Origin of the sequence: Microcoleus sp. MON1_C1 (assembly GCF_036701945.1) — a bacterium.
Taxonomy (GTDB): Bacteria; Cyanobacteriota; Cyanobacteriia; order Cyanobacteriales; family Microcoleaceae; genus Microcoleus.
In genome coordinates, this window is the sequence record NZ_JAUBRO010000021.1 from 30,934 (window position 1) to 56,795 (window position 25,862).

Below are 25,862 nucleotides of genomic sequence, written 5' to 3' on the forward strand. Positions count from 1 at the left end.
AACCAGCAAACAGCACAAAAAAATCAGGCATAAATTAGCAATGCGCCTAAAATCACTAGCTGAAAAATCCCACCGATAAGGCAACCAGTTAGCTGCCTCTAAAATCAGAGCAATTGGCAAAGCAAAAAACCATAGTCCCGTCTGCCAGCCCCAAAAAATTACACTAACACCCAAAAGAAACACTGGCATTTTCATAATTTCATTAACTCCTCTTGTATTTTACCTAGCTTTAAAATATGGCAGCTTGTTAAGTCATCTTTAATCAGCTCTAATTTTAAGCTATCTAATTGAGCTTCTCGCTCTGTTAAAATTAAAACTAATGTATGTATTCCGCGACTTCTCAGATAATTTACTAATGTTTTTCTAGGTTCGTCCCAACACAAAAATATACAAATACAACCGCTTAGCAGAGAGATTTTTTCCATCAAAACTGAGGTAAGCGAGTCAAAACCTTTATCCTGACAGGCACCAACCGAGGCGAGAATTTCTAGCATTTTTTCAGTAGAGTTCAGCCCTCTGCCAAAGGTAAAACAATAAGCTTCTTGAACGACGAACATCAAATCCAATAAGGATTCTTGAGTCTGAACTTCATAGGATAATGAAGCAGCAATTGAGATAGCCTCTTCTAAAATTTCACTATATTTTACACTTTGAAATGTATCCAAAATTAAGGCGTGCCTCACAAAAAATTCATCCTGTTCTTCTTTGACAATTGGCTTACCTGCTTTTGCCCAACTTTTCCAGTGAATTTGGCGTAGCGAATCTCCCGGTCGATAATCCCGCAGAGACCTAAATTCCTCGGAATCTCCTACGGATGAAGCTAATGTTACGCCACCTGATTGATATCTTCTTGAGCCAGGAAGCTGAATTGGTGGTAAATGATATAGTTTGGGTAAAATTAACATAGATTGGGGCAAGGAAATGGTTTTACAAGCATTCCAAATCCCAAAAGGATCTGACCTAGTAACTGTTAGACCAGTCAGGCGGATAACACCTCTGTAGGACGGCGTAATTTCACATACCACTTCTGTTTTGCTATTGGGTAGGAGAGGAGGCAATTCTATGGCTTTAGCTGTGGCGCATTGTTTTCTAGAAATTAGCCACAGCCAACGATAATAGCCGAAGTATTTATCCAATGAAGTGCGCTGTTCTTCGCCGGGTTCAGGTGTTTCTATAAATTCTTGAAAACTTGGGCAGGTGTCGGCAAAATTTTCCCCCAATTTCAGGTTGTTTTGACTCTGGCTAGTTTTGTTATGAATGAGAATACGGTATTTTAAAGTGACTCCAACAGTTGCAAACTTTGGCAAGAACCGTACTGCGTTGAAGCGGAAGCGAAAAAATCTACTGAAAATTATGGCTATTCCTATAATTGACAACAGGAAAGTAAAGATTTGATACGTCAGGGTTTGATTAGTATCTAATCCTAAAACCCCCGCTAAAAGCGTGCAGCTAAGCACTGCTAACCCATTGTTGGTCAATCGCTTCTTTCGCGATCGATTTACACGCGCACCGAAGCGAAAAATAGCGTAAAAAACACGTTTCATTTTTTAGGCGGGTACAGGAATAGATTTGATAATTTCTTCAACAACACCTGGGGCCATTCTACCCGAAAAACGCGCTTGAGGTTCCATTACTAGACGATGAGCGATGACTGATACCGCCTGTTCTTGAATATGTTCTGGCGTAACAAATTCATAGCCATCGAAAAAAGCTAATGCTTGAGCAACTTTCATTAAAGCTATGGAAGCTCTGGGACTCGCCCCTAGTTGTACGCCTTCGGCTGAGCGAGTTGCATTCACGATATCTACGAGGTAACGTTTCAATTCTTCACTAATTCTAATTTGCTTTACCTGCTGTTTTAAGCTAATTAAATCCTCTAAATTAACGCAGGTTTGAAGTGTATCAATAGGATGTTGATGGATTTGGTCTCCGAGCAGGTTAACTTCGTCTTCTGGCGAGATGTATCCTAGACTAAATTGAACTGCAAAGCGATCCATTTGGGCTTCAGGAAGTGGATAAGTGCCACGAGATTCTACTGGATTTTGAGTAGCAATGACAAAAAATGGGTCTTTAAGTTTGTGCAAATTTCCGTCAATGCTGACTTGAAATTCTGCCATTGCTTCTAGGAGGGCGGATTGGGTTCGCGGTGATGACCGATTGATTTCGTCAGCCAAGATAATATTAGCAAAAATAGGGCCTTCGTGGAAATGGAACGTGCGTTGATTGGGGTCGAGCATGGATATCCCCAAGATATCGGATGGCAAAAGGTCAGGTGTAAATTGAATGCGTTTAAAGCTGACATCTACAGATAAGGCTAGGGCTTTAGCTAGGGTAGTTTTACCTGTACCGGGATAATCTTCTAGGAGGACGTGCCCGCCACTCACAAAGGCTGACAGCAATTTCCTGATTGCTGCTGATTGCCCTTTCACCACTTTTTGAATGTTGTTGGAAATCCTTTGATAAATTTCTCTGCCCGACTGAGAGTGATTTTCTGTAATTGCTTTATCCATTATTTATTTTGTTCGTAGCGTTCAGTTAGTGTCCCACTGATTGGCTTGTCCCGATTTAACTATTTACAGCATTTTTCCAATATGTATAAGTTTTTAAACCAATACTTTCTTTATTTTCATTATATATCTCGTCCAAACACCTGAAAAGAGCCAAAGCATAATTCTTCACTACCAAATTTGTCAAACTTGTGAGAATCCTAGTCAGCCGCAGGTAGTTGTGATTAAATGGTTCAATCCACTCTTTTTTTCTTGACAAATATTCGTCGGATTTGGCAATTACTATTTCTGCGTTTTCCCCTTCGCGGCATTCCAGCCCGTAAAATGCCAGCATGACTTTTAGAGATTTGACTAAGCGACTTCTCAACTCTTCACTTGCCCTAAAAGCTTGAATTACCTCATCATTTAAAGTAGGAGCACTGGAATTAAAGCGGCTCTTTTCTCTCAGCGGAAACAGCCATTGAATGTAATTGTGCACGGATTCCAGCTTCTGGTAATCCCACGACCACATATCCTCGATCGCCCGACCTTGTGAATCAGGCTGCTGACCGAGATAGAATGCTAAAATTTTGTTTTGTTTGGTTGAATTACTCATTAATAAGCTGTTTTGTATGTAAATTGTATTTTTGGGCGGGCGGGACGCCCACCCCACAACCAGAAAATTAAATTTTTGTGTGGAACAGGCATCCTGCCTGTTCTTCAAAATAGTTTTCTTGAGTCGGTTTTAAGCGACTTTAGCTATTAGCCAGGGGTTTAAACCCCTGGCTGCTTCCCCCGGTTTACCGCAAAGTAACAAACTCTTCAGCAGTCGATGGGTGAATGCCAATAGTCGCGTCGAAGTCTTTCTTCGTAGCTCCCATATTAACAGCGATCGCCATTCCTTGAATAATCTCGCCCGCGTCTTTCCCCACCATGTGCACGCCCAAAACTCTGTCAGTATTAGTCTCAACGATTAACTTGACAAAAGTTTTCTCGTCTGCACCTGTCAAGGCGTGAAACATCGGCCGAAACTTGGCTGTGTAGCACTTAATTGAATCGCCAAATTTAGCCCTGGCTTGGCTTTCTGTTAAGCCGACTGTACCCGCTTCCGGCTGGGAAAATACCGCAGACGGCACATTTTCGTAATTGATTGCTCTGGGATTGTGGCCAAATTCAGTATCTGCAAAAGCCCGTCCTTCGGCGATCGCAATTGGCGTTAAATTGATTCGGTTGGTGCAATCTCCCACTGCAAAAATGTGCGGCTGACTGGTACGGCTGTCTTTGGTAACTGCGATCGCACAATTATCTATTTCTACTCCCGCATTTTCTAAAGCCAATTTTTCCAAGTTGGGCAAGCGCCCGGTAGCGCACAACAGCGCGTCTACTATGAGCGTTCTTTCGGATGTTCCCGACAGAGTTAATTTTAAGCCTTCTGGAGTTTTCTCAATGTGGTTGATCGAGCTTTCGGTCAAAATGTTTATTCCGTGCTTAATCATTCCTTCTTGCACGTTGGTGCGAATTTCTGTGTCGAACTCGTTCAAAATTAAGTCGCTGCGGATGATTTGAGTTACTTCGCTTCCCAACCCATTCATAATGCAAGCAAATTCAACGCCGATGTAGCCGCCCCCCCAAATGGCAAACCGTTTTGGCTGCTCTTTTTGGAGGAAGATTTCGCGGGAGGTGATCGCGTGTTCGATGCCGGGAATTGGGACTCTTCTGGCTTCTCCGCCGACTGCAATTAAGATTTTGGCTGCGGTAAATTTTTTGTCACCAACTTCGACGGTATGGGGATCAATAAATTTGGCGTATCCTGAGATTAATTCGACTCCGGCTTTTTCGAGGAAGCTGATGTGCAGTTTGCTCAGCCGCCGCACTTCTGTGTCTACTGTGGTGATGAGTTTTTCCCAATCGAAGCTGCTTTCTACTGGACTCCAACCGTAACCCACCGCATCTTCATAAAGGTGCGAAAATGTTGAGGCGTACACCATGAGTTTTTTGGGGACACAGCCGCGAATTACACAGGTTCCGCCTACTAAGTCATTTTCGGCGATCGCCACTTTTGCGCCGTAGGATGCTGCTCGCTTGGAACTCGCCAATCCGCCGGAACCCGCACCTATCACAAACAAGTCGTAGTCGTATGTCATAATTGTCTGTACCTTTTTATCGCCAACTTACCAATTTTACGCTTTACTTTTCTTAATGATATCTCAAAAATTTTTTGTTTTTTTTGGGGTCAACTACTTTACTTTTTCCCCTTAACCAGGTATTATTAAATAATAGAAATCTGTGCATTAATATAAAATTGCTCACACTCCCATTATTAGAGTATAACACAAGCGAACGACAAAAAAAATATAAAAATTTTACTCTTTTGAGAGCGCTACCAAGAAGGAAAGACCTAATTGTCGATCGCTCGTTATAGCCGAGTCGAACTCCCGTAAATCCCTGTAAAAAAGCGCAACTTTGATGCTCTTCCCGATTTTTAAGGGGTAGTAGAGGGCAAGAATCAGGGGGGAGCGGGGCTAATCGCAGCGCAGCGACAGAAAACTGATGCTACCTTAACCTATCGGGGCAATCACGGGAGATTATTACCCTACAGTTTTTGATAATTTCATCAATCCTTGATAATTGCTATATTATAAACATAAATTAATTCTCGGCCTAGCTTTATGATCGATTGGTTTTTGCTCTGGGGAGCGGCGCAGGGAGTTGGCATTCTCGTTCAACCCATCTTAGAAGACTTGATCAAAGACGGCGCGAAGGATTTTGCTAAAGATTTTTTTAAAGATTCCCTGAAAAACGTCTTATTTGGCGAAAAAGACCCGCGACAAGTCGCAGCGGGGAAAGCAATCAAAAAGTTTTTGGAGTTGGTGGAACAGCCGTTGAAAAGTGGCGGAGTTTCCCCAGAGCAAAGAAAGCTGTATATTAAAGATGTTAAACAGTTTATCAATAACAAGTCTGTTAAGGAAATTTTGGGCAAGGCTTTTGAGAGCGATCGCGAATCTCTCGATGCAAAACTTCTCGAACAAACCTGGACTCAACTAGATTTAACTCCTTTACCAGCAAGATTTAAGTGGCCCACCATCGCCAATCAGTATCTCAAAGCAGCTCAAGAAATTCTCTTTGACTCAAAAGACTTGCGCGATATCTTGAATGATCAAAAGTTGGATAAAATTCAGAAAAATACTCAAGAAACGGCGGGGATTATCCCCGATTTTGACTTGAGGCAATATCAAAAAGCTCTGCGCGAGCGTTACAGCAATCTCAATTTAAGCAGCGTCGATCCCAATACCTACGATTATCGGGAAAAACTGAAAGTTTGGCAAATCTTTATTTCCCAAGATGTGCGATCGATTTACGAATCATTTCTGCCCCAAGCTTACGAAATTCCTAAAGAACATCAACGGCGGCTGCAAGACAGCAATCAATTAGACGCGATCGATCTAGAAAATTTAGAGAAATATCGGCGCGGTTATTTTTCTCAGCCGATCGTATCCGTGTCAGATGTTATAAAGGACAAGCAAAAGTATCCCTACATTGTTATTTTAGGCGATCCGGGTTCTGGCAAGTCTATTCTGTTACAATATTTAGCATTAGAATGGGCGAGATCGCCCTTAAATAGCGTGACATCTCTGCCGATTACGCTGCTAATAGAATTGCGGATTTACATTCGCAACGTGGAATCAGGGCATTGCAAGAATTTCCTCGAATTTTTTCATAAAGATTCCGGTTTTATTTGTGACTTGAATCAGCATCAATTGCAGGAACAGCTTAAAGCAGGCGACGCTGTGGTGATGTTCGACGGGTTAGATGAAATTTTCGATTCCGGGAAACGAGAAGATGTAATTACCGCGATTCATCTGTTTACCAATGAGTATCCGCGGGTGCGAGTGATTGTCACGTCTCGGATTATTGGTTACAAACCTCAACGGTTGCAAGATGCAGGGTTTCATCACTTTATTCTCCAAGATTTGAATGCGAAACAAATTCAGGAGTTTGTTCGCCTGTGGCACGAATTAACTTTTACTGATGCTGGGGAAAAAGTGCGGATTAGTGAGCGCATGGAAAGAGCATTAGCGTATTCATCAACGATTCGAGATTTAGCGGGTAATCCGTTATTGTTGACGATTATGGCGATTTTAAATCGCGGGCAAGAATTGCCGAGAGACAGGGCGGAACTTTACAATCAAGCTTCGCGGGTATTGCTGTATCAATGGGATGTAGAAAGGTCTTTAGTAGAGGATAGCAGGCTCGATCCGAAAACTATTGATGCTAAAGATAAGCAAGAAATGCTGCGGCGAGTCGCTTACCAAATGCAAGCAGCACGTGAAGGCTTGGCTGGCAATATTATTAGTGCGGAAGATTTGGAGGAGATCCTGACAGCATATCTGAAGGATAAAGATTTCTATCTGCCGAAAGAGCGGGCAAAGTTGATAATTCACCAACTGCGAACCCGCAACTTTATTTTATGTTTTTTGGGGGCGGATACTTATGGGTTCGTGCATCGAACTTTTTTGGAATATTTCTGTGCGTCGGACGTTGTATATCGATTTGAAAAAACACAAAAACTTTCTTTAGAAGACTTGAAAATCGAGATTTTTGGCAAGCACTGGGATGATGAATCTTGGCAGGAAGTTTTGTGCTTGATTGCGGGATTGATTGCTGGAGAGTTTACAGGGAAATTGATTGAGTTTTTGAGTGAGCAGGATGGGGAAGGGCAAAAGTTCCGCAATCTGTTTTTGGCGGCGAAGTGTTTGGATGAGGTGAGGGATAGAAAGGTGATTGCTGCGGTTGAGAGTCAATTGCTAGAACGCTTAAAAAAGTTAACAAAGTATGACCTCAATGACTATCCTTTTCGTGACAAAAAAAATATCAATCTAGTTAGGAAAATTCGCACTCAAGCAGTAGCAGCAGTAGCAGCAACTTGGAAAGATGACCCGGAAACCTTACCTTGGCTCAAACAACGCGCTCAATCAGACGATGATTCGGCTGTGCGACGTGCAGCAGTCCAAAAATTAGTACGGGGGTGGAAAGATGACTCCGAAACCTTACCTCTCCTCAAACAATGCGCTCAATCCGACCATGATTCGGTTGTGCGACGTGCAGCAGTCCAAGAAATAGTACGGGGGTGGAAAGATGACTCGGAAACCTTACCTTGGCTCAAACAACGCGCTCAATCAGACGATGATTCGGCTGTGCGAAAAACAGCAGTCCAAGAAATAGCACGGGGGTGGAAAGATGACCCGGAAACCTTACCTTGGCTCAAACAACGCGCTCAATCAGACGCTAAGGGGGATGTGCGCTCTTCAGCAGTCCAAGAAATAGCACGGGGGTGGAAAGATGACCCGGAAACCTTACCTATCCTCAAACAACGCGCTCAATCAGACGATAATTTTGCTGTGCGATATGCAGCAGTCCAAGAATTAGTAGGGGGGTGGAAAGATGACCCCGAAACCTTACCTATCCTCAAACAATTCGCTCAATCAGACCAGAATTGGGTTGTGCGACGTGCAGCAGTCCAAAAATTAGTGGAGGGGTGGAAAGATGACCCCGAAACCTTACCTATTCTCAAAGAATTCGCTCAATCAGACGCTAAGGGAGACGTGCGAAAAACAGCAGTCCAAGAAATAGCACGGGGGTGGAAAGATGACTCGGAAACCTTACCTTGGCTCAAACAACGCGCTCAATCAGACGATAATTTTACTGTGCGATATGCAGCAGTCCAAGAATTAGTAGGGGGGTGGAAAGATGACCCCGAAACCTTACCTTGGCTCAAACAACGCGCTCAATCAGACGATAATTGGGTTGTGCGACTTGCAGCAGTCCCAGAATTAGCACAGGGGTGGAAAGATGACCCCGAAACCTTACCTATCCTCAAACAACGCGCTCAATCAGACCTTAATTCGTTGGTGCGACGTGCAGCAGTCCAAGAATTAGTACGGGGGTGGAAAGATGACCCCGAAACCTTACCTTGGCTCAAACAACGCGCTCAATCAGACGCTAAGGGGGATGTGCGCTCTTCAGCAGTCCAAGAAATAGCACGGGGGTGGAAAGATGACCCCGAAACTTTACCTATCCTCAAACAATGCGCTCAATCAGAGGATGATTCAGATGTGCGCTCTTCAGCAGTCCGAGAAATAGCACGGGGGTGGAAAGATGACCCCGAAACCTTACCTTGGCTCAAACAATTCGCTCAATCTGACGATGATTTGGCTGTGCGACGTGCAGCAGTCCAAGAATTAGTACGGGGGTGGAAAGATGACCCCGAAACCTTACCTATCCTCAAACAATTTGCTCAATCCGACCAGAATTGGGTTGTGCGACGTGGCGCAGTCCAAGAATTAGTAGGGGGGTGGAAAGAGAACCGGGAAACCTTACCTCTCTTTAAACTACTGGCTCAATCTGATGATAATTCTGCTGTGCGAGAAACAGCAATCCCAGAATTAGCACGGGGGTGGAAAGATCACCTCAAAACCTTACCTCGGTTCAAAAAACGCGCTCAATCACACTATGATTCTGCTGTGCGCTCTTCAGCAGTTCAAGAATTAGTACGGGGGTGGAAGAATGACCCCGAGACCTTATCTTGGCTCAAACAATGCGCTCAATCAGATCCTAATTCTGCTGTGCGAGAAACAGCAGTCCAAGAATTAGCACGGGGGTGGAAAGATGAGCTGGAAACCTTACTTTGGCTCAAACAATGCGCTCTATTTGATGATAATTTGGCTCTGCGACGTGCAGCATTCCAAGAAATAGCACGGGGGTGGAAAGATGAACCAGAGATATTTGAATGGTTGTGGGATATAGCTATCAATCATCCTTTTGAAGGCAAGTCCAAATTCCAAAATAATCCCAGACAAACAGCACTTGAAATCATGCTCCAGCAATACCCCGATCACCCAAAAACTTTAGAAATACTTCGCGATCGATTTGCCAATGATCGAGGTACACAACTCTCCCTGTTTTCCTAGGAAAAGTTGACCGAATTAGAGAAGGTGTGAGAGAAACACAAAAAGCAGAAAGAAAATATGACTGTAGCTACTAATATCCCCAAACTTATGCAGAAATAGTTGAATTTTTGGCGACTGCCACACTCCCGGCAGCCTTATCCAGTTTCAACTCTCGGAGGAAGCAAAAGAGCATATCCTCGACCTAATTTATGCCCACAATAATCAAGGCTTGACCCGCGCTGGAAAAAGCAAATTAGATAACTATCTAGTGCTAGAACATCAGATGACTCTCATCAAACAACTCACAAACACGTCGTTAAAGATTTAGTTTTTTTATATCTCGTCAATTAGCATCCAAACGATCGCCCTTCCAGCCGCGAAAACCGATAAGAAGTGTTAAGTTAGTAGTTAGTTGTGTCGATCGCACAGAAAAAAAATGCCTGAACTACAAACCGATACATACCAAGACCTCGACCCGCAAGTCCTCTCAAAGCCCGTTGTTGTGGGTCTGGAAGAGGTAACAAAAGTTTACGGGATTGGCGACCTGGAAGTTCGCGCCTTAAACGGCGTCAGCTTGACGGTAAGACAAGGAGAATATTGCTCGATTATGGGCGCGTCGGGTTCCGGCAAATCTACCGCTATGAATATTATCGGCTGTCTCGATCGACCTACGAGCGGCAGTTACTACTTAGACGGCGTAGATGTCGCCCAAATGCCCGAAGGAGAATTAGCCGGAATTCGCAATTTAAAATTAGGTTTTGTCTTCCAACAATTTCACCTGTTGGCTCAATTGACAGCATTAGAAAATGTCATGTTACCGATGGTTTATGCCGGTATTCCCGCAGCGGAAAGACGGGAAAGGGCAGTAGAGGCTTTAACGAAAGTAGGCCTGGAAAGTCGCCTGCAAAACAGACCCAATCAACTATCAGGAGGACAGCAGCAGCGGGTAGCCATCGCCAGGGCTATTGTCAACCGTCCCGTGTTGTTGCTGGCTGATGAACCTACAGGTGCATTGGATACAAAAACAACTCAAGAAGTAATGGATATTTTTACCGAATTCAATGAAAGCGGCATGACTGTTGTTATGGTAACGCACGAACCCGAAGTAGCGCGCCAAACTCGCCGCGTTGTCTGGTTCCGCGACGGTCAAGTTATTCACAACAATCTCAATCCCGCAGAGCTTTCACACGCGGTATTTTAGTATAATAGTCCGCGAAAAGCGAAAAGAAAATTGGGCGATTGAAATCGCTTCTAGACAAACGAAGTCCGCCTGCGCGGACTGAAGAATCAAGAGAGTATAACTCCTAGGCAAGAGGACTTTAGCTATTAGACAGGGGTTTTCAACCCCTGGCGGACTAATAGACAAAAGGCCAGATATGTGATTAATGAAAAGCACTCGGAAAAGCTTCCCAAACTCGATCGACAAAATCTCTAAGTTGCCGAGAAGCGATCGCACCATCCTTTTTTTCAGCATCCAGAGAGTGCAACTCGGTCAACAGTGAAATTACCTCAGTATCTAAAGCCGCCCGAAACAAGCTCAGCGGCCAAAGCAAATCAGCACCATCTCGCAAATCCGATAAAGTGTATTCTGTGGGTGAATCCTTCCCCGACACCGATACAACTAACATCAAAGGGCGCACCCAACAAACTTGACGTGCCTCAACCACTTGGATAACCTCAGAATGCAGGCACGCATCTCCACATTTTAAACTGACAATTTGACCAGGCTTAAAGTTCAAAGCACAATCCATTAATGCTCACACTTAATACAGACATAACAAAGCAGCAAAATAAGTGCTGCATCTCTCCACAGCACCCGAAAACATTATATCATAATTCCTTCTTCCTTCTTCCCTCTTCCCTCTTCCTTCTTCCTTCTTCTTAACTTTCATCAAGCTTTTTAAGATCCATTTCGAGCTGGGCACTCAACAATCGTGCTTCTTTTTTACCACCGCCACCATTGGCATAATCCGCCACGGAAATCGGAGAACCGATCGCAATTTTTACCTGAGCGCCCCATTGAGGAATGCGCGGGCGATAGCGGATACTCATCGGTACAATTTTTACCCCCAAACCCGGTTTGCTCAATTCTGCTTGAATTGCCAAACGCGCTAATCCAGGCTTAATCGGGTGAACTTCGCCATCCTGAAAAATGCCGCCTTCGGGAAAAATCACCAACATTTCCTTGTCGAGGAGTAGTTCCACCCCATAACGGAGACTGCCAATTGCCGGATGCTTGAGATCCACAGGAAACCCTCCCAAATTTCTGATGAACCAACCTTGCAGTCCTTTCACTTCATCAGCAGTTACCATAAACCGCAAATCGCGTCCAGTCACCTTCTGTCCAGTTGAATAAGGCATCATCAGGGCATCCCACCGGGATCGGTGCGTAGGGGCTAAGATGACAGGCCCGTCTTTCGGCAAGTGCTCCTGTCCGGTTATCTCAATCTTGCCAAAATGAAACGGTAGGACAACATAGTGACCTAGCGGATAGAGCAAGGATGTTAACCAAGGAGAAACGCGAGAGGTATTAGATGCTACCTTGGCAGGCATTGGCTTCACTAGAGATGATTTACTGGACTCAACGGCGATCGTGGCGGTGTGGGGCATAGCAATTAAGCTGCTTTCTCGAGATCTCAAGTCTAAAGTAAGTGATGGGACAAATCTTTAGTTTTTGGGTCGGGACAGTTTTGCTATTGGCCTTGTACCGATCGAGCGATCGCGCCCGCAAGAGATAATCTCTAACAGGTAAAACCTCAGCCAACCGGACAGCACTCATACAGAGTAGTCGGCCGCCTGGAAAGCTCGATCGGGCAATTACGGATCTATTATTCCAGCTAAAGGGTCAAGTTCGATTAAACATCGCCCAGAAGAGAGTAAAAAATTTTACCCGTTAATTTTTCCGGCGTGTTTCAAACCAAGAAATCAACTGATCGCGGCAAACAGACTCCATAATACCGCCGAGCACCTCTAAGCGGTGAAACGAATGCGCGCTATCGGGAATATTAGCAGCAGTCCGAATCGTGCCAGTTTTCTGGTCATCTGCTCCGTATACCAGCAGGCCAATTCGAGCTTGGACGATCGCACCAGCGCACATCGGGCATGGCTCCAGCGTTACGTAGAGCGTGCATTGGTTAAGATGCCAGTCTTGCAAAACTTTGCCGGCCGCCCGCAAAGCCAAGATTTCAGCGTGAGCAGTCGGATCGCAGTCTCGTTCTCGCCGATTTTGCGCTTCGGCAATCAATTTGCCAGTACCGTCAACAATTGCAGCACCCACGGGTACTTCACCGGCCTCACCGGCTGCTTGTGCCAGCTCCACAGCCCTAGTCATCCAGCGTTTGTGAATAAAATAAGTAGTATCACTAATAGACAATGGCTCAGTTTTAGAATTCACGTCATACCTACGTAACACAAAAACTTAAGATCGAGAAAGAAAGTTACATTACAGCTTAATAGAAAGTCATTTTTAATTATGGACACCACCAGGATAACCACTGAAATTGTTGAGCTGTTGTGCCGCATTAGCCGACAAAAGCTGCGCGAACAAGATATCACTCCCTTGGTAGTGTTTGTGACTGCTCTAATTTCCATCCTGCGCGGAGTGATGATTATTGACAGGACGATCGCAGTTGAAGAAGAAGAACGGCTGCAAAAGACTCTCAAAGCCTTTGCCAGCGGCGACCGCGATCGGGTAGAACTAATTCAGCGCCTTGTCAAAGGAGTATCCAAACAGCAGGTTTACTTCAACCCCACGGAATTGCTAACCCTGACAGCTTTGTTCTCAGAATCAGAAAAACTGTTGCTTATCGGTTCCGGCTATGAAATGTCAGCGGCCGACGGACACATCGATATGCGAGAGCAAATGTACTTACAGTCGATCGCAAATCGGCTCGGCCTCGACTCCAGACACATTGCAGTCCTAGAAACTTTATTTACTAAAGAAGGAACCCTCGACTCACAAGCTTTTGCCGAAGTTCAAGCTTTACTCGATCCCAGCGAATTCGAGTCCCGCGATCCGGTATTTGGTAAAGCAGCAAAGCACTTGCTGAGTATTTTACTCCGCAATTGACATCCTCACCGCCCTAAAGGGAGGGTGATTCCCAAGAATCACTTCTTGAGTTTTCTGCTTCGTCCCGTGCCAGCTAGACTGACTTTACCACCAGTCCCCGCCGCATCCAGTCCACAGACAGTTTGTTTTACTTCCAGGCTATGCCCTAGCCCAGAAATTAGTTCCAACCCACGATTTCTAACCACCTGTGCCGCTGCCACATCACGCGATGCAGTAAAGAAACACACTGGACAAGAATGAATTCTTTCGTCTAGGCGCTTTTTGCCCGTATGCGTCCCACACTCAGGACATTGTTGTGATGTGTAGTCCTTGTCTACCTTGGCAAAGAAAACACCTCGTTTAAAGCACACCCATTGTAGTATGTTGACGAATTGACCGAATCCAGCATCGGCACTATGTTTACTCAACATTCCTCTGGCCCAAGAGCGAAAGTCGATGTCTTCAACAAATATCATCCCTACGCCGTCACTCATACGGTGGGCTAACTTAAAGTGCCAGTCTTTCCTGGTGTCAGTAATCTGTTGATGAATTCTGGCTATTTTTTGATTGAGCTTATGTCTGTTATTCGACCCTTTCTTCTTATGCTTTAATCTACGTTGCAGTAATTTCAACTCGCGTTGTAGAGTTTGCAGGAAGCGAGGTCTAGCAATTTGCTCGTTATCGCTAGTAGCTACAAATTTATCAAACCCTAAATCCAAACCTCGCGGATGACCGGATATGGGTGTATCTGGCACAGATACATTTAACTGTAATGACAACATGACAAAATATCCGGATGCCCGTCGTACAACCCTGGCTTGTTTAATTTCAAACCCCCCTGGGATTTGGCGTGACAAGCGCAAACGAATCCACCCTAGTTGAGGCAATTTCAGCAAACTTCCATTGATGGGATTTTTGCCCAATTGAGGAAACACAAACGATCGCATTCGGTATTTGTTCTTGAAGCGAGGAAAGCCTAGTTTCTTCGCTCTCATGTCCTCAAATGCCCTGTCCAGCGTTCTTAAGGCTTGTTGCAATACTTGCGAATGTACGCTCGTGAGGAGGGGAAATTGCTCTTTGGCAAGAGTCAATCGTTTAGCCTGAGTGTGGTAACTAGGGTATGGCTCGTCAGCCCTGAGTATGTACTCCTGTTCGATGGAACAAGCATTTACAGGCGACTTGCGGGAATTCAACCAGTCTTTGCGCTCCCGCAAAGCAAAGTTCCATACAGAACGACACACAGCGAATATCCGCTCGATAGTATCGACCTGTTCTGGAGTTGGTTCTAGTTTGAATTCCCACGTCATGTTTAGCATGAAATTATTTTACACGCTTACTGAGTATGTGTAAAACTGTCCTCCACTTCGTTGAAGGACGGGGTTTTAGACGCAAATTTTCGATAAATTTTGGATCGGTAAAAGTCGTGAGAAGAGTTTGAGGATTTGGCGCTGTGTCCATTTGAGATGGGACTTGGGCGCTCTTACCCTCAAAAACCGGGTTGTTTAACCCCTACCAAGAGCCTTGCACGGCGTATGTTCGTAAAAAACCTGGTTTCGGCCTAACTCCCGCTTTATTTTTTTTTGCAAGAGTCGATCGACCCTTGTATCCCATTGAACCGAATCAATCTAGAATCTAAAAGCGACTTGTCGCTACCTTAATGCACCCTGCTCGGTCTCAAATCTCAAATTGATTGATTATGCAAATTGAATGGCAAACCGCCAAAACCTACGAAGACATTCTCTATCACAAAAGCGGTGGCACCGCCAAAATTACCATCAATCGACCTCACAAACGGAACGCTTTCCGTCCCAAAACCGTGCAGGAACTGTGCGATGCCTTTACTGATGCCCGCGAAGACACAAAAATCGGCGTTGTCCTTTTCACAGGTGCGGGGCCTCATACAGACGGCAAATACGCCTTTTGCGCCGGCGGCGACCAAAGCGTGCGGGGTACGGCGGGATATGTAGACGAAGGTGGCATACCCCGGTTGAACGTGCTCGACTTGCAGAAGTTGATTCGATCGATGCCCAAAGTGGTAATTGCTTTAGTTGCAGGCTACGCAATTGGAGGGGGTCACGTTCTGCACTTAATTTGCGACTTGACGATCGCTGCTGACAATGCTATTTTCGGACAGACCGGCCCCAAAGTCGGCAGTTTCGACGGTGGTTTCGGAGCTAGCTATCTCGCCAGAGTCGTTGGTCAGAAAAAAGCCAGAGAAATTTGGTTTTTGTGTCGCCAGTACAGCGCGCAGCAAGCCCTAGAAATGGGTTTAGTCAACTGCGTCGTGCCCGTCGAACAACTAGAACTAGAAGGGATTCAGTGGGCGGCGGAAATTCTCGAAAAAAGTCCGATCGCGATTCGCTGTTTGAAATCTGCTTTTAATGCCGACTGCGACGGTCAAGCCGGTTTGCAAGAACTGGCGGGAAATGCCACTTTGCTGTACTATATGACCCAGGAAGGCGCCGAAGGCAAACAAGCCTTTTTGGAAAAACGGCAACCTGATTTTAGTCAATATCCTTGGCTGCCATAGCTGGATGGAGAAATCAGTTTTTTTTATGCGCTCATATTACAGTAGATGCTGCTGATTTTTATGAGTTAGTAAAGCCAAATGCACCCGATGTCCAAAAGTGTCAGTATTGATACCAGTTCCCAAAAAGAATGAAACTGCTTTGTCAGATCCAAACCATGATAACGATCAGTGATTTCCCAATCGAAAATCGAAAATGGTATGATCTATCCTGCTGCCGACTAACTAAACCGAGACTGCTGCTGCGGATTTTTCGGTTAACGTTGTGCATGTAAGCTGGCAGGCATGACGCTCGGAAAGAGTGACGGCGGCATCCTGCAGTATCAGAGTCGATTCTTGCCACATTCCAATTTCTTCTATGTTTTCCCAAGATGACCTAAAAGGCGAAACCGCTAAAGCACAAGCTTTCCAGTGACCTTGAACCGGCCCGCCTAGTAAAGCGCAAACACCCCCGCGTCTCCCCTCAGGGGTATAGTGCCTGCAGTGACGGCAAGCTGAAGTTAAAGGTGAAGTTAAGGAGGTTTGCATAAAAGTTCTTAGGGAAATCATTTTCATCTCTAATTCTCCCTTGCAGAGCTAGCCTGCCTGAGAGCCTCCCAGCCTTTATTCTGTCTGGATTGTAGCGATCCCCGGAGCATAATTAAATTTTATAATTTATTTATAATCTCGTTATATATAGAAACAATTAGCTCTGTCGTTGCTCATTGTATAGGTAAAAACAAAGCTTAAAACTTTATAAAGCCGTCAGGGATCAAGAAAAAGTACAAATGTGAAACGACTATGAGACGTTATAAATAAGCGGTAGCTCAGGATACAAAAAGCTGCTGAGAGTTTCGGTAAGCTGCCCCCGGGACACACCAACAATTAAGTCTTAAAATGAAAATGAAAAGATAACCGCAGGCGATCGGGCCCCTGTTGCATTGACGCCAAAAGTAGCTAATCATAAAATAGGCAAGTTTTCAAGCTTCTTGTTTATCTCTACAATCAAAACATTAAAATTAATTCAGAGGCGGTAGGAGTTTTGCTAATGAGTAAGCGTTCTTCGGTTGAATCCCCAAATCATCAATCCTCTTCAACCCCAATCAAGCCTGCTTTGCAAGCAGTCCTGGGGAGTCTAGATGTAAACCTAGAAGCAGAACTGACAACATACAGAAGGCACAGGAGGCGCGCCGAACAGTGGGTGTCGCCCTCAGTTCGTACCGGCAAGCAAACAGCCACAACCGAGCAACAGCTAGCCCAAAATTTGGCGCCGAAGACTGCGGAGGAAACCCAGCAGCCGCTATCGCTGCCCCTATCCGTTGCCGGCACTCAGGGCGATGCCCCGCTAGCAACTACCAGGGGTGGGACAAAATTATCTAGCAGTGCCTTGGCACCCAACAAGTATCTCGAATCAAGCGAAAAACTGATCGAAAGTTTGGACGAGTCAAAAGCTGAGCCTACGGTAGAACGCAGTTTAGCCGCCAGTTTGTTAACTCCCTTGGGACTGAGTTCGATGCTGCTGTTTTTGCTGTCATGCACAGCTTTGGGCTACGCAGTCATGTACCCGTCAAATCTGGTTAAGATGGCAGGCCTGAGCCGTTTCCTCGATCGCACCTCACCCTCTTCAAGCGACAGTCCCGCCTCTACTTCCATCTCAGATACCAGCACCAAGGAACTGCCGAAAGCTCCAAATCTGGTATCCAAGGAATTTGTGGAGCTAGATTTGAGCACTCTCAGCAATGTCAAGCCGACAGTCAGCCCGATTCCTTCCCCGTCACCAAAAGCATCAATCCCGCCAACCCCGCCAGCGCCTCCGGGCCCCAGCGGGGTTGTGCCGATTCCTACAGAAGACGGCAACCCCCCCAGAGGCAGGGAACAAGGACTCAACAATCTGAGTACGGCTTTGCTTCCCACTCCCAGCCCTAGCGCCGCCCAGCCAGTGCCGGCACTGCCAACACTGCCTCCAACACCCTCCCCAGCCCAGCCTGCCGCCACATCTCCGGCGACAGCATCCCCAGCCGCAGCATCCCCGGCGACAGCATCCCCAGCCGCAGCATCCCCAGCCGCAGCATCTCCCCTAGGAAGGCCTGCACGTGCGGCAGACGGTTTCTATTACGTTGTCACCGATTACACCGACGAAAAATCGCTGCAGCAAGCCAGAAAAGCAGTTCCCGATGCCTACGTGCGGAACTTCTCAAAGGGTGTCAAGATCCAAATGGGGGCTTTGAACGATGCTGCCTCAGCAGAACGTTTGGTGAAAGAACTCCAAGAAAAAGGGGTGAAGCCACAATACTATCAGCCATAAATTAGGCAAAGACAATTAAACTGATGATCGGGGAGTAGGTTGGGCCCGAGGCACGAACCCTCCGTTTCGCTTCACCCAACAATTGCTCAGTTTTGATGGGTAATGCTCGCGCCCTACCCATCCTAAAAATAATCATGACGACCTAACTTTGAGGGAATTAAAAATTCAAAATTAAAAATTAAAAAGACGATTGATGAGTTTTCATTTTTAGTTTTGAATTCTGATTTCTCTGTGTTAATTCTAAAGTTGAAAATCGGGAGACTGGCAAAATGGGATTATTCGATCGCCTATGGCGAGTGATTCGAGCCAATATTAACAGTTTGGTCGGGGCTGCAGAAGACCCAGAAAAAATTCTGGAACAGGCTGTAATGGATATGCAGGAAGATTTAGTGCAGCTCAGACAAGCTGTGGCAGGAGCGATTGCCGCTCAAAAACGCACTGAACGCCAGTGCTCCCAAGCTGAGTCTACAGCAGCAGAATGGCATCAGCGGGCGCAGCTAGCTTTGCAAAAAGGCGAGGAAAATTTGGCGCGGGAAGCTCTGACGCGCAAGAAATCTTATCAAGAAACGGCAACGGCGATGAAAGCCAGTCTCGGACAACAGAACGCTGTTGTGACTAAACTAAAAGAAAATATGCGGGCGCTCGAAAGTAAAATTTCCGAGGCAAAATCTAAAAAAGATATGTACATTGCCCGAGCTCGATCGGCCGCATCGTCGGAAAGGCTTCAAGAAATGATGGGCAATCTCAGTACCGGCAGCGCTTTGAGCGCGTTTGAACGGATGGAAGAGAAAGTCATGCAGCTAGAAGCTCGCTCCGAAGCAATCGCAGAACTCGGAACTAATGATTTAGAAAAGAAGTTTCTCTCTCTCGAAGGTGCCGACGATGTGGATACCGAGTTGGCGGCGATGAAAGCACAAATGCTTCCGGGCAAGAATACACCCAAATTGCCGTCGAGCGAGCCGCCCGCATCCTGAACCCCAGACAACAGAACAAGAGTCGGGACGAGCAAAAACTTCTCAACAGCCTAGCTAGAGATGGCTCGAAGCCTGTGGGGGAATTCCCGGATCGAAGTTAAACTCAATAGATAGGTGCATGAATAAGCTTGCCTGCATCACATTACTCGATCGCTTTAAACTGGATTTATCTGTCTGCAAAAATTGCCAAAAACTAAATCGCACTAAAAATCTGACAAGAGTGAATTTCACAACTGCGGGCTAGGGCTATCAAGCCTGCTTTCCGCCTACTTCGTACACCTCACCCAGGAAAAATAGCATTATGGGATTATTTGACCGCATTAGCCGAGTCGTCAAAGCCAATCTTAACGATCTGGTCAATAAAGCTGAAGACCCGGAAAAGATTTTAGAACAGTCCGTTACGGATATGCAGGAAGACTTGGTGCAGTTGCGTCAGGCCGTTGCCAGCGCGATCGCCACTCAAAAGCGTACCCAGACTCAGTACAATCAAGCTGAATCTCAGTCTAACCAGTGGCAGCAGCGCGCTCAGCTAGCCCTGCAAAAAGGAGACGAGACTTTGGCCCGGGAAGCGCTAGTTCGCAAAAAGTCTCACGCTGAAACGGCGGCTACGCTGAAAGCCAGCCTGGATCAGCAATCGGCTCAGGTGGAAAGTCTCAAGCGCAATTTGATTGGTTTGGAGAGCAAAATTTCCGAAGCTAAGACTAAGAAGGATATGCTCAAGGCGAGGATATCCGCTGCTAAGGCTCAGGAACAGCTCAACAATACCATTGGCACATTGAATACTGGCAGTTCAATGGCAGCTTTCGATCGCATGGAAGAAAAAGTTTTGCAGATTGAAGCTCGCGCGGGAGCTTCGGCAGAATTGGCCGCCGGCGGCAGCAATTTAGAGGAACAGTTCCGCTTGCTCGAAAGCGGCGGTGATGTTGACGACGAGTTGGCTCAGATGAAAGCTCAACTGACCGGGGGTTCTGTGTCTCAAGGTCAATTGCCTGCAGCGGGTAAAACGGCAGCAGCTAGTAGCTCGGAGTCGAGCCAGGTGATTGACGCTGAGTTGGAAGAATTGCGATCGCAGCTCAATAAAATGTAGTAATCTCTATCCAAATTTACCTATTTCTCAGATCGCAGGTTTGATAGAATGCTCCGCCGACCTACAGGGCTAGCTTGGGAGGTCGGAGTTTTTTTCAGTAATTTTTAAATGCACACAATAGAAATTTTGTCAACTATCTTTATATTGATTTAAGGAATTAACTCTTTAAAAAGTGATAGAGTAATTTTATTCCTTGCAATCGGGCTAGCTTGGGAGGTCGCAGTGTTTTTAGCAATTGTTAAGTACACAAAATAGAATGGGTGTCAACTATCTTTATATTGACTTAAGGAATTAACTCTGTAAAAAGTGATAAAGTAATTTTATTCCTTGCAATTGCGTCGGCGTCGCCCGATCGTAACTGTAAATAACTATCAAATATGGCTAATCTGTCATGCCCGTGCACTTTTCTAGAGGCTTTTGTAAAATCAAGTTTTTCAAGGCATTAGCACTTGGTTTTTCAATTGCAGCTATTTGCCCCGCACTGCTATCAGCTCTAAGTGTTGGCGAGTCGATGGTTGGTACCGACTCAGGGGTGCAAGCGCCAATTTTGCATGATAATTTACCGTCTCAATTAAAACTAAATCAAGAAACAGCAGACGATCGCGATCGGCTTCGTGATTTATACTCGGGTTCAGAATCAGATAGAGGCAGTAAAGAGCAAGAAAATAGCATCCCGGAGCTCGATCAAACGACGCAAAGTGAGGCCCCAGAAACTCTCCCTCAATTGCCGAACCGAGGAGAAAACAGACAAGAATTTCCCATTCCCAACCCGCGGCAGCCAAATCCGGCTCCCCTCCCATAACCCGCGCGGCCAGCGCCCTTGCTTTCATGCGAACAGCTTTTGCCGCCTGCTTTTCCCGCGCCGGCACAGCCAGCAGAAGTGGTAAGATTCCGGGTACGATAAAAGTCGATCGATGGCGGAAGTAGTTGGCAGTTGATTTACCGCGAGCCGATCGTGCAAAATCCGAGAAGAGAAATCGCGATCGCGCTGTGGCCGGAAGCAGATAATCGGGGTAGAAATCGGGTTGCGGCGCTGAGGCTGTTTCAGGATTTTACTCAGAGGGGGGAGAGAGATGTCTTGGCGGCGCGATCGCAGTTCTGTCTCGGAATGGCAGCATTTGGCGCTACCGTGAGCAGGAACGACGCTGACCGTTAATTTTTGAGGTGGCGGGGTTGCAGTACGTGCGGTTGTTGGCTCCTGAGACGCTGCTGCGGGTGCGATCGGATGTGGCATTGGTTCGGGCCGAGCTTTTGGCGATCGAACAATTCGGTATAAGAGGCTCAGACACATTGCGGGGCTACCGTGAGGATGCTTTGCTGGCAGATAGCGGGATTTTTGATTCAGTTGAGTTGCGGTATCCGATGCAAGCGCACCGACGACAAACAAGGAGTTTTGCAGGTGATGCCGTTTGTGGATTTTGGCAATGTTTGGAATCCCAGGGAAAGCGCGGTTTTGGAAGCGAATCTTTGCTGTCAGCGGGATTGCGGCTGCGGTGACTGTACCGCGAAAGGTGGAATGCTCGCGGAGGCTGGGGAATTCCTTTGATTGATATTAAGTCGAGCAACAGGAGTTTACAAGAGCGCGGGCTATATTTTTCTGTATAATTCAAACCTTTTTAGGAAAGCAGTCGTTTTGCCCTTGGCGGAACTGAGCACTTCCGCTATATAGTAATAAGTATCATTTGGCACTCCTCTGTAGCTGCCAAGAGTGCATTTTACTGATAATCTTTAAATTAAACTATGTCTAAGGTGCGGTTGCTGCTTTTAAGTTCTTTTGCTTCCGGTTTTGGGCTTTGCTCAATCATTTTGGCGATGTTTACGATGACTTCTAGGTTGTCGTTTACGTCTTTTTTTACCTTTGTTTTAACTTTGGTTTTTTTTGGAATTAATCTAATTTTTGCTTTGCATTATTATACATCAATTACTAAGCAATTGAGTGTTAAAGGTAAAAGAAAAGCGAGAATTTAGCGGTTGTGAAGCAGAAGCGGAAAAAGGCATGGAGAGTTTTTTAGGGAATTTGAATGGAATCCAGGAAAATGCCTGTGGGTTAGGAAAACTATCTAGCTGTAAGCCATAATTATTTAAAATCTCATTATTTATGAGGTGCGATGGGGAAAAACTCTAGACATCTCCGAAAACAACCAAAGCCTCTGTGTACTTAAGCTCTAGGCCGTAAATGCAATCATCCTAAATTAGCTAGTATGTACGATAAAACCCGAGTTTGAGATATTTATTGTTGATAAGTAGACCAAAATATTGAGAGATATATTGAGTTAAACTAACCCTTAGTTAAGGTTATTTTAACAGTTATTCACCTCTCCAGTGCTAGTGGCTAATATTCCTTCCCGCCGACCCAAAAGCCAATAGGTCATCATTTCTCCTCTTCCCTTGACCTCGATCGTACCCCTTGGCTCTAGTAAGTATTTATTCTGTAATTTGAGATAAGTCGCATCGGTGACTTGAATGTATCCCGGTTTGCCGTGGGATTCCATCCTTGAGGCGATATTCACCGCATCACCCCAGAGGTCATAGATAAATTTCTTAATCCCAATTACTCCGGCAATTACAGGACCCGTATTAATCCCGATCCGAATTTGTAGAGATTCCCCAAAAATATTCTCCACCTCTTGCATATAGGCTTGCATATCCAACGCCATGTTGGCGATCGCTTCGCAATGATCCGGTCGAGAAGCGGGTAAACCCCCAACTACCATGTAGGCATCCCCAATGGTTTTAATTTTCTCTAAGCCATACTTTTCAGTGAGTTGATCGAAGGCAGAGAAAATTTGGTTCAAACCTGCTACCAATTGCAACGGCTCTATCCGTGCCGAGATACTGGTAAAACCTACGATATCCGCAAACAAAATCGTGGCTTCTTCAAAATGTTCAGCAGGGGATTCATTAGTCCGCATGAGGCGATCGGCAATTTCCGCAGGTAAGATATTCAAAAGTAATTGTTCTGACTTTTCTTTTTCTTGGCGCAATTCTCCAGTTCTTTGCTCCACTCTAGCTTCCAACTCTTCATTTGCCAAATGGAGGGCATCTAGAGAATCCTTCAGTTGTTTGGTCATGCCGTTAAAAACGTTGGCTAATTTGCCAAGTTCAATGATCGAACTAACCTCCACTTGTTGGTTGAGATTGCCCTCAGCAATCGCTTCCGAAGCAGTGGTGATCCGCTCCACAGGACGGATAATCCGGCGAGCGGTCAGGATACCCAACAAAATTGCCATAATCAAAGTGGCTAAACAGAGCAGGATTGTAGTCTGAGTATTGGCATTAATCTGATTCATAAAGTCTGCTTCTGGAATAGTCACCACCACCAACCAGTCAATACCTTTACTATCTCGAAAAGGAGCGACTTGGACGAAATAATTTTTACCATCGACGGTAAACTTCAGTTGATGAGATGCTTGGATATTTTGAAAATCATGAAACTGCTCTAGCAAAGCTTGACTTGCTTTTTGGGTGATGGCATTGCTACTATTGACAACGTTGAGTCGTTCAACTCGTTGCTCTGGCAGTTCGACAACCTTTTCTGGGTAATTTTTAAAGGGCTTTTCTTCTGTAGAGGTGGCAATCATTTCTCCAGAACGTTCCAGAATAAAACTTTGCCCAGTTTTACCGATTTTGAGCTTGCTTAAAAAATCCCCAAACATTACCAGATTTAAGCTTGTCATCCATACTCCTTGGAGATCTCCTGTCTTCTTGGTATATATGGGTTTGCCAGCCGCAATGTATAGGAATTCACCTGTAATGTGGGGATACACTGTTCCCCAAACAGCTTGCTTTTTCTGGACTGGAATTTTATAGTAGGGGCGTTTGCGGGGGTCCCAGTTAGGTTTCCCGGCGTTGGTAATTTCCCGGCGTTCCCCCTCTGGACTGCTGGTATAGGTAGTCAAAGTGTGGTTATTTTCTACCTCCGAAGCACGGATGACGAGCGCGCCATCCTCCTGCCGCTCAGCCCCAAAAAACTCCTGATTGGCGTTAACAAAAACTGTGGCAGCAACATGGGGAAAGGCTGGGAGTTGTTTCCATAGAAACTTCTCTACATCTCTCCCATTATTAAGATCGATGCGGTTTTGGCTCAGAGTTGCATCATAGCTTTCAAAGGTTTGAAAGGGAATAGCAACCAGATAAGTTAGATTTTCCTGGATGCGATCGCTAATATCATTCCGCAACTGAGTAGCTACATCATTTACTGCTTTTTGACCGTTTCTATAGGAAAGATAACCAACAACAGCCACTGCTCCAACTGTTTGGACAACAAATGGAACAATTAGCATTATTTGTAGCGAAATTTTTGTGAAAAGTCTAGGCGATAAGGGCATCCTTGATTTACCAAGCATAGTGACTTCTCCCGACATTGATACGTAAGATAAGTTAATCAGAATTTAATTTGCATGCGCCTACACCCTACACCTCATACTCTACAACCCTTTCGACAATTGCAACATACAATTTATTGCTCTTGGGTCACTCTGATGGGAGTATAATAGCCGAAAACGACCCAAACTCAGTTGCTGTCTATGGATGAAGCCCGCCCATCTCTACCCACCATCAATTTTATTTATGAATATTGTGCCTCCTAGGGGGGTGACAAACCGCCGGAAACCCATAGTTAGTAAGGATTGAGTTAACTTGTGGTAAAAAAAGATAGGCAGCAGAATTGTTACACGCTTGCTTATCCAAAAAAATAATGATACGAAGATTCTACCAGACTCATTTACAAAAATACCTGACGCAATATCAGTTTTTGGTGATAACAACCTTGCTATTTTTGATGCAATCTGAAAAACAAGTGAGATGAGATCGGCTCTCCCGAGTATTTCCCTGTCTAATTACAGCCGAAAGTCGGAGACGTAAATTACAAAAATTTTTAGATTTACCCAACTTAACGAACGAATTAATTGGGTTCCCATTAATTACTTATTGGTTGACCAATTATTGCCGTATTGGTCAAAGCTGATCAATATCAATCGAGCGCAGTCAATGGGTGTATTAATCTCTTCATGGTTAGTTAGCTTAATCGGGAAGCGAAGAGCAATTCCATTATACTGGTCATTGTTGCCCAATTTGGGCAGCCGCAACTTCGAGGAACAAACTACAAATATACGGCAAGTTTTACCATTATTTTCAGAAGATAAAGTCATCGTTTTAGGAAACCGGGAATTTTGCGAGTTCGACTTAGGAAAGTGGCTGAAGGAAAAGGGTGTGTCTTTTGGTTTAATTAAGACTCAAGAGGAATCATTGTATCGAAATAGAACATTTAGTTTGGCAACGGTTAGATGAATTAGGAATCATGCTGTGGAACCTCTTGATATTTTCAAGGTAAAAGAGTGAGAAAAACTCCGCCTGCAACTGGATTTGATGTTGCTTGTAAGTAAAAAAGAAACTCTGGGGCATGGCAGGTTGATGAAGCGTGGTTTATTCTCACAGGTTTAGGGTTATTGTCGGCAGCGATCGATGCTTACAAGCAACGGATGGGCATATTGAAGAAATGTTTCGAGAT

The 25,862-nt window shown here is 45.3% G+C and carries 22 protein-coding genes; 9 read left to right on the forward strand and 13 right to left on the reverse strand.

Annotation, left to right across the window (positions count from 1 at the left end):
* Window positions 1–191: 191 nt before the first annotated feature.
* From QUA62_RS13825 to gor, 4 genes are all read right to left on the reverse strand, one after another.
* Window positions 192–1,544 (reverse strand): DUF58 domain-containing protein, encoded by a 1,353-nt coding sequence (locus tag QUA62_RS13825; protein ID WP_333404717.1) that lies wholly within the window; start codon window positions 1,542–1,544, stop codon window positions 192–194.
* A 3-nt stretch (window positions 1,545–1,547) separates the two neighbouring features.
* Window positions 1,548–2,510, reverse strand: coding sequence for a MoxR family ATPase (locus tag QUA62_RS13830; protein ID WP_333404719.1), 963 nt, complete (start codon window positions 2,508–2,510; stop codon window positions 1,548–1,550).
* 55 nt (window positions 2,511–2,565) lie between these two features.
* Complete coding sequence (locus QUA62_RS13835; RefSeq protein WP_333404721.1) at window positions 2,566–3,102, reverse strand: opioid growth factor receptor-related protein; 537 nt, start codon at window positions 3,100–3,102, stop codon at window positions 2,566–2,568.
* Between the two features lie 184 nt (window positions 3,103–3,286).
* Entirely contained in the window at window positions 3,287–4,630 is a 1,344-nt protein-coding gene (gene gor, locus QUA62_RS13840) for a glutathione-disulfide reductase (protein ID WP_333404723.1), read from the reverse strand.
* 525 nt (window positions 4,631–5,155) lie between these two features.
* Between gor and QUA62_RS13845 the strand changes: the two genes are divergently transcribed.
* Both QUA62_RS13845 and QUA62_RS13850 read left to right on the forward strand, forming a co-directional pair.
* On the forward strand, window positions 5,156–9,454 hold the full coding sequence (locus QUA62_RS13845) for a HEAT repeat domain-containing protein (RefSeq protein WP_333404725.1): 4,299 nt from the start codon (window positions 5,156–5,158) through the stop codon (window positions 9,452–9,454).
* Window positions 9,455–9,869: 415 nt separating this feature from the next.
* Window positions 9,870–10,634 (forward strand): ABC transporter ATP-binding protein, encoded by a 765-nt coding sequence (locus QUA62_RS13850; protein WP_333404727.1) that lies wholly within the window; start codon window positions 9,870–9,872, stop codon window positions 10,632–10,634.
* Window positions 10,635–10,815: 181 nt separating this feature from the next.
* Here the strand turns inward: QUA62_RS13850 and QUA62_RS13855 are convergent, their stop codons facing one another.
* The 4 genes from QUA62_RS13855 to tadA all read right to left on the reverse strand — a co-directional run bounded on the left by QUA62_RS13855 (window position 10,816) and on the right by tadA (window position 12,827).
* Complete coding sequence (locus QUA62_RS13855; RefSeq protein WP_333404729.1) at window positions 10,816–11,100, reverse strand: hypothetical protein; 285 nt, start codon at window positions 11,098–11,100, stop codon at window positions 10,816–10,818.
* Between the two features lie 96 nt (window positions 11,101–11,196).
* Window positions 11,197–11,325 carry a hypothetical protein gene (locus QUA62_RS13860; protein ID WP_333404731.1) on the reverse strand — a complete coding sequence of 43 codons (129 nt, stop codon included), beginning with the start codon at window positions 11,323–11,325 and terminating at the stop codon, window positions 11,197–11,199.
* The gene (locus QUA62_RS13865) at window positions 11,315–12,043 is read right to left on the reverse strand and encodes a lysophospholipid acyltransferase family protein (RefSeq protein ID WP_333404733.1); all 729 of its coding nucleotides are present in this window, start codon (window positions 12,041–12,043) and stop codon (window positions 11,315–11,317) included. The genes QUA62_RS13860 and QUA62_RS13865 overlap by 11 nt, the downstream gene beginning before the upstream one ends.
* Before the next feature lie 283 nt (window positions 12,044–12,326).
* On the reverse strand, window positions 12,327–12,827 hold the full coding sequence (tadA, locus tag QUA62_RS13870) for a tRNA adenosine(34) deaminase TadA (RefSeq protein WP_333404735.1): 501 nt from the start codon (window positions 12,825–12,827) through the stop codon (window positions 12,327–12,329).
* Between the two features lie 78 nt (window positions 12,828–12,905).
* Between tadA and QUA62_RS13875 the strand changes: the two genes are divergently transcribed.
* Window positions 12,906–13,502 carry a TerB family tellurite resistance protein gene (locus QUA62_RS13875; protein ID WP_333286808.1) on the forward strand — a complete coding sequence of 199 codons (597 nt, stop codon included), beginning with the start codon at window positions 12,906–12,908 and terminating at the stop codon, window positions 13,500–13,502.
* 38 nt (window positions 13,503–13,540) lie between these two features.
* Here QUA62_RS13875 and QUA62_RS13880 read toward each other — a convergent pair whose 3' ends face one another.
* Entirely contained in the window at window positions 13,541–14,797 is a 1,257-nt protein-coding gene (locus tag QUA62_RS13880) for a transposase (RefSeq protein WP_333182027.1), read from the reverse strand.
* A 380-nt stretch (window positions 14,798–15,177) separates the two neighbouring features.
* On the opposite strand from QUA62_RS13880, the gene menB reads away from it, so the two are divergent.
* Entirely contained in the window at window positions 15,178–16,011 is an 834-nt protein-coding gene (menB, locus tag QUA62_RS13885) for a 1,4-dihydroxy-2-naphthoyl-CoA synthase (RefSeq protein WP_242721913.1), read from the forward strand.
* A gap of 222 nt (window positions 16,012–16,233) precedes the next feature.
* On the opposite strand, the gene QUA62_RS13890 is transcribed toward menB, so the two are convergent.
* Window positions 16,234–16,536: a hypothetical protein gene (locus QUA62_RS13890; RefSeq protein WP_333404737.1), complete on the reverse strand. Its 303-nt coding sequence runs from the start codon at window positions 16,534–16,536 to the stop codon at window positions 16,234–16,236.
* Window positions 16,537–17,035: 499 nt separating this feature from the next.
* On the opposite strand from QUA62_RS13890, the gene QUA62_RS13895 reads away from it, so the two are divergent.
* Both QUA62_RS13895 and QUA62_RS13900 read left to right on the forward strand, forming a co-directional pair.
* Complete coding sequence (locus QUA62_RS13895) at window positions 17,036–18,292, forward strand: hypothetical protein (protein ID WP_333404739.1); 1,257 nt, start codon at window positions 17,036–17,038, stop codon at window positions 18,290–18,292.
* Window positions 18,293–18,561: 269 nt separating this feature from the next.
* Entirely contained in the window at window positions 18,562–19,266 is a 705-nt protein-coding gene (locus QUA62_RS13900) for a PspA/IM30 family protein (RefSeq protein ID WP_190663798.1), read from the forward strand.
* Between the two features lie 54 nt (window positions 19,267–19,320).
* Here QUA62_RS13900 and QUA62_RS13905 read toward each other — a convergent pair whose 3' ends face one another.
* The gene (locus tag QUA62_RS13905; protein WP_190663797.1) at window positions 19,321–19,497 is read right to left on the reverse strand and encodes a hypothetical protein; all 177 of its coding nucleotides are present in this window, start codon (window positions 19,495–19,497) and stop codon (window positions 19,321–19,323) included.
* Between the two features lie 70 nt (window positions 19,498–19,567).
* On the opposite strand from QUA62_RS13905, the gene QUA62_RS13910 reads away from it, so the two are divergent.
* The gene (locus tag QUA62_RS13910) at window positions 19,568–20,353 is read left to right on the forward strand and encodes a PspA/IM30 family protein (protein WP_190663796.1); all 786 of its coding nucleotides are present in this window, start codon (window positions 19,568–19,570) and stop codon (window positions 20,351–20,353) included.
* Window positions 20,354–20,864: 511 nt separating this feature from the next.
* Window positions 20,865–21,155, forward strand: coding sequence for a hypothetical protein (locus tag QUA62_RS13915; protein WP_333404743.1), 291 nt, complete (start codon window positions 20,865–20,867; stop codon window positions 21,153–21,155).
* 24 nt (window positions 21,156–21,179) lie between these two features.
* Here the strand turns inward: QUA62_RS13915 and QUA62_RS13920 are convergent, their stop codons facing one another.
* Entirely contained in the window at window positions 21,180–21,587 is a 408-nt protein-coding gene (locus tag QUA62_RS13920; protein WP_333404744.1) for a hypothetical protein, read from the reverse strand.
* Here QUA62_RS13920 and QUA62_RS13925 point away from each other — a divergent pair.
* Entirely contained in the window at window positions 21,581–21,850 is a 270-nt protein-coding gene (locus QUA62_RS13925; RefSeq protein ID WP_333404746.1) for a ShlB/FhaC/HecB family hemolysin secretion/activation protein, read from the forward strand. The two genes, QUA62_RS13920 and QUA62_RS13925, sit on opposite strands and share 7 nt — an antisense overlap.
* Before the next feature lie 803 nt (window positions 21,851–22,653).
* Here the strand turns inward: QUA62_RS13925 and QUA62_RS13930 are convergent.
* Window positions 22,654–24,681 (reverse strand): adenylate/guanylate cyclase domain-containing protein, encoded by a 2,028-nt coding sequence (locus QUA62_RS13930; protein WP_445301664.1) that lies wholly within the window; start codon window positions 24,679–24,681, stop codon window positions 22,654–22,656.
* Window positions 24,682–25,862 lie beyond the last annotated feature (1,181 nt).

Bases quoted from the DNA above. Each gene is read 5' to 3' on its own strand.
- QUA62_RS13825 (WP_333404717.1), bottom strand. From the start codon at position 1,544: ATGAAACGTGTTTTTTACGCTATTTTTCGCTTCGGTGCGCGTGTAAAT.
- QUA62_RS13830 (WP_333404719.1), bottom strand. From the start codon at position 2,510: ATGGATAAAGCAATTACAGAAAATCACTCTCAGTCGGGCAGAGAAATT.
- QUA62_RS13835 (WP_333404721.1), bottom strand. From the start codon at position 3,102: ATGAGTAATTCAACCAAACAAAACAAAATTTTAGCATTCTATCTCGGT.
- gor (WP_333404723.1), bottom strand. From the start codon at position 4,630: ATGACATACGACTACGACTTGTTTGTGATAGGTGCGGGTTCCGGCGGA.
- QUA62_RS13845 (WP_333404725.1), top strand. From the start codon at position 5,156: ATGATCGATTGGTTTTTGCTCTGGGGAGCGGCGCAGGGAGTTGGCATT.
- QUA62_RS13850 (WP_333404727.1), top strand. From the start codon at position 9,870: ATGCCTGAACTACAAACCGATACATACCAAGACCTCGACCCGCAAGTC.
- QUA62_RS13860 (WP_333404731.1), bottom strand. From the start codon at position 11,325: ATGAAAGTTAAGAAGAAGGAAGAAGGAAGAGGGAAGAGGGAAGAAGGA.
- QUA62_RS13865 (WP_333404733.1), bottom strand. From the start codon at position 12,043: ATGCCCCACACCGCCACGATCGCCGTTGAGTCCAGTAAATCATCTCTA.
- QUA62_RS13875 (WP_333286808.1), top strand. From the start codon at position 12,906: ATGGACACCACCAGGATAACCACTGAAATTGTTGAGCTGTTGTGCCGC.
- QUA62_RS13880 (WP_333182027.1), bottom strand. From the start codon at position 14,797: ATGCTAAACATGACGTGGGAATTCAAACTAGAACCAACTCCAGAACAG.
- menB (WP_242721913.1), top strand. From the start codon at position 15,178: ATGCAAATTGAATGGCAAACCGCCAAAACCTACGAAGACATTCTCTAT.
- QUA62_RS13890 (WP_333404737.1), bottom strand. From the start codon at position 16,536: ATGCAAACCTCCTTAACTTCACCTTTAACTTCAGCTTGCCGTCACTGC.
- QUA62_RS13895 (WP_333404739.1), top strand. From the start codon at position 17,036: ATGAGTAAGCGTTCTTCGGTTGAATCCCCAAATCATCAATCCTCTTCA.
- QUA62_RS13900 (WP_190663798.1), top strand. From the start codon at position 18,562: ATGGGATTATTCGATCGCCTATGGCGAGTGATTCGAGCCAATATTAAC.
- QUA62_RS13910 (WP_190663796.1), top strand. From the start codon at position 19,568: ATGGGATTATTTGACCGCATTAGCCGAGTCGTCAAAGCCAATCTTAAC.
- QUA62_RS13915 (WP_333404743.1), top strand. From the start codon at position 20,865: ATGGTTGGTACCGACTCAGGGGTGCAAGCGCCAATTTTGCATGATAAT.
- QUA62_RS13920 (WP_333404744.1), bottom strand. From the start codon at position 21,587: ATGCCACATCCGATCGCACCCGCAGCAGCGTCTCAGGAGCCAACAACC.
- QUA62_RS13930 (WP_445301664.1), bottom strand. From the start codon at position 24,681: ATGCCCTTATCGCCTAGACTTTTCACAAAAATTTCGCTACAAATAATG.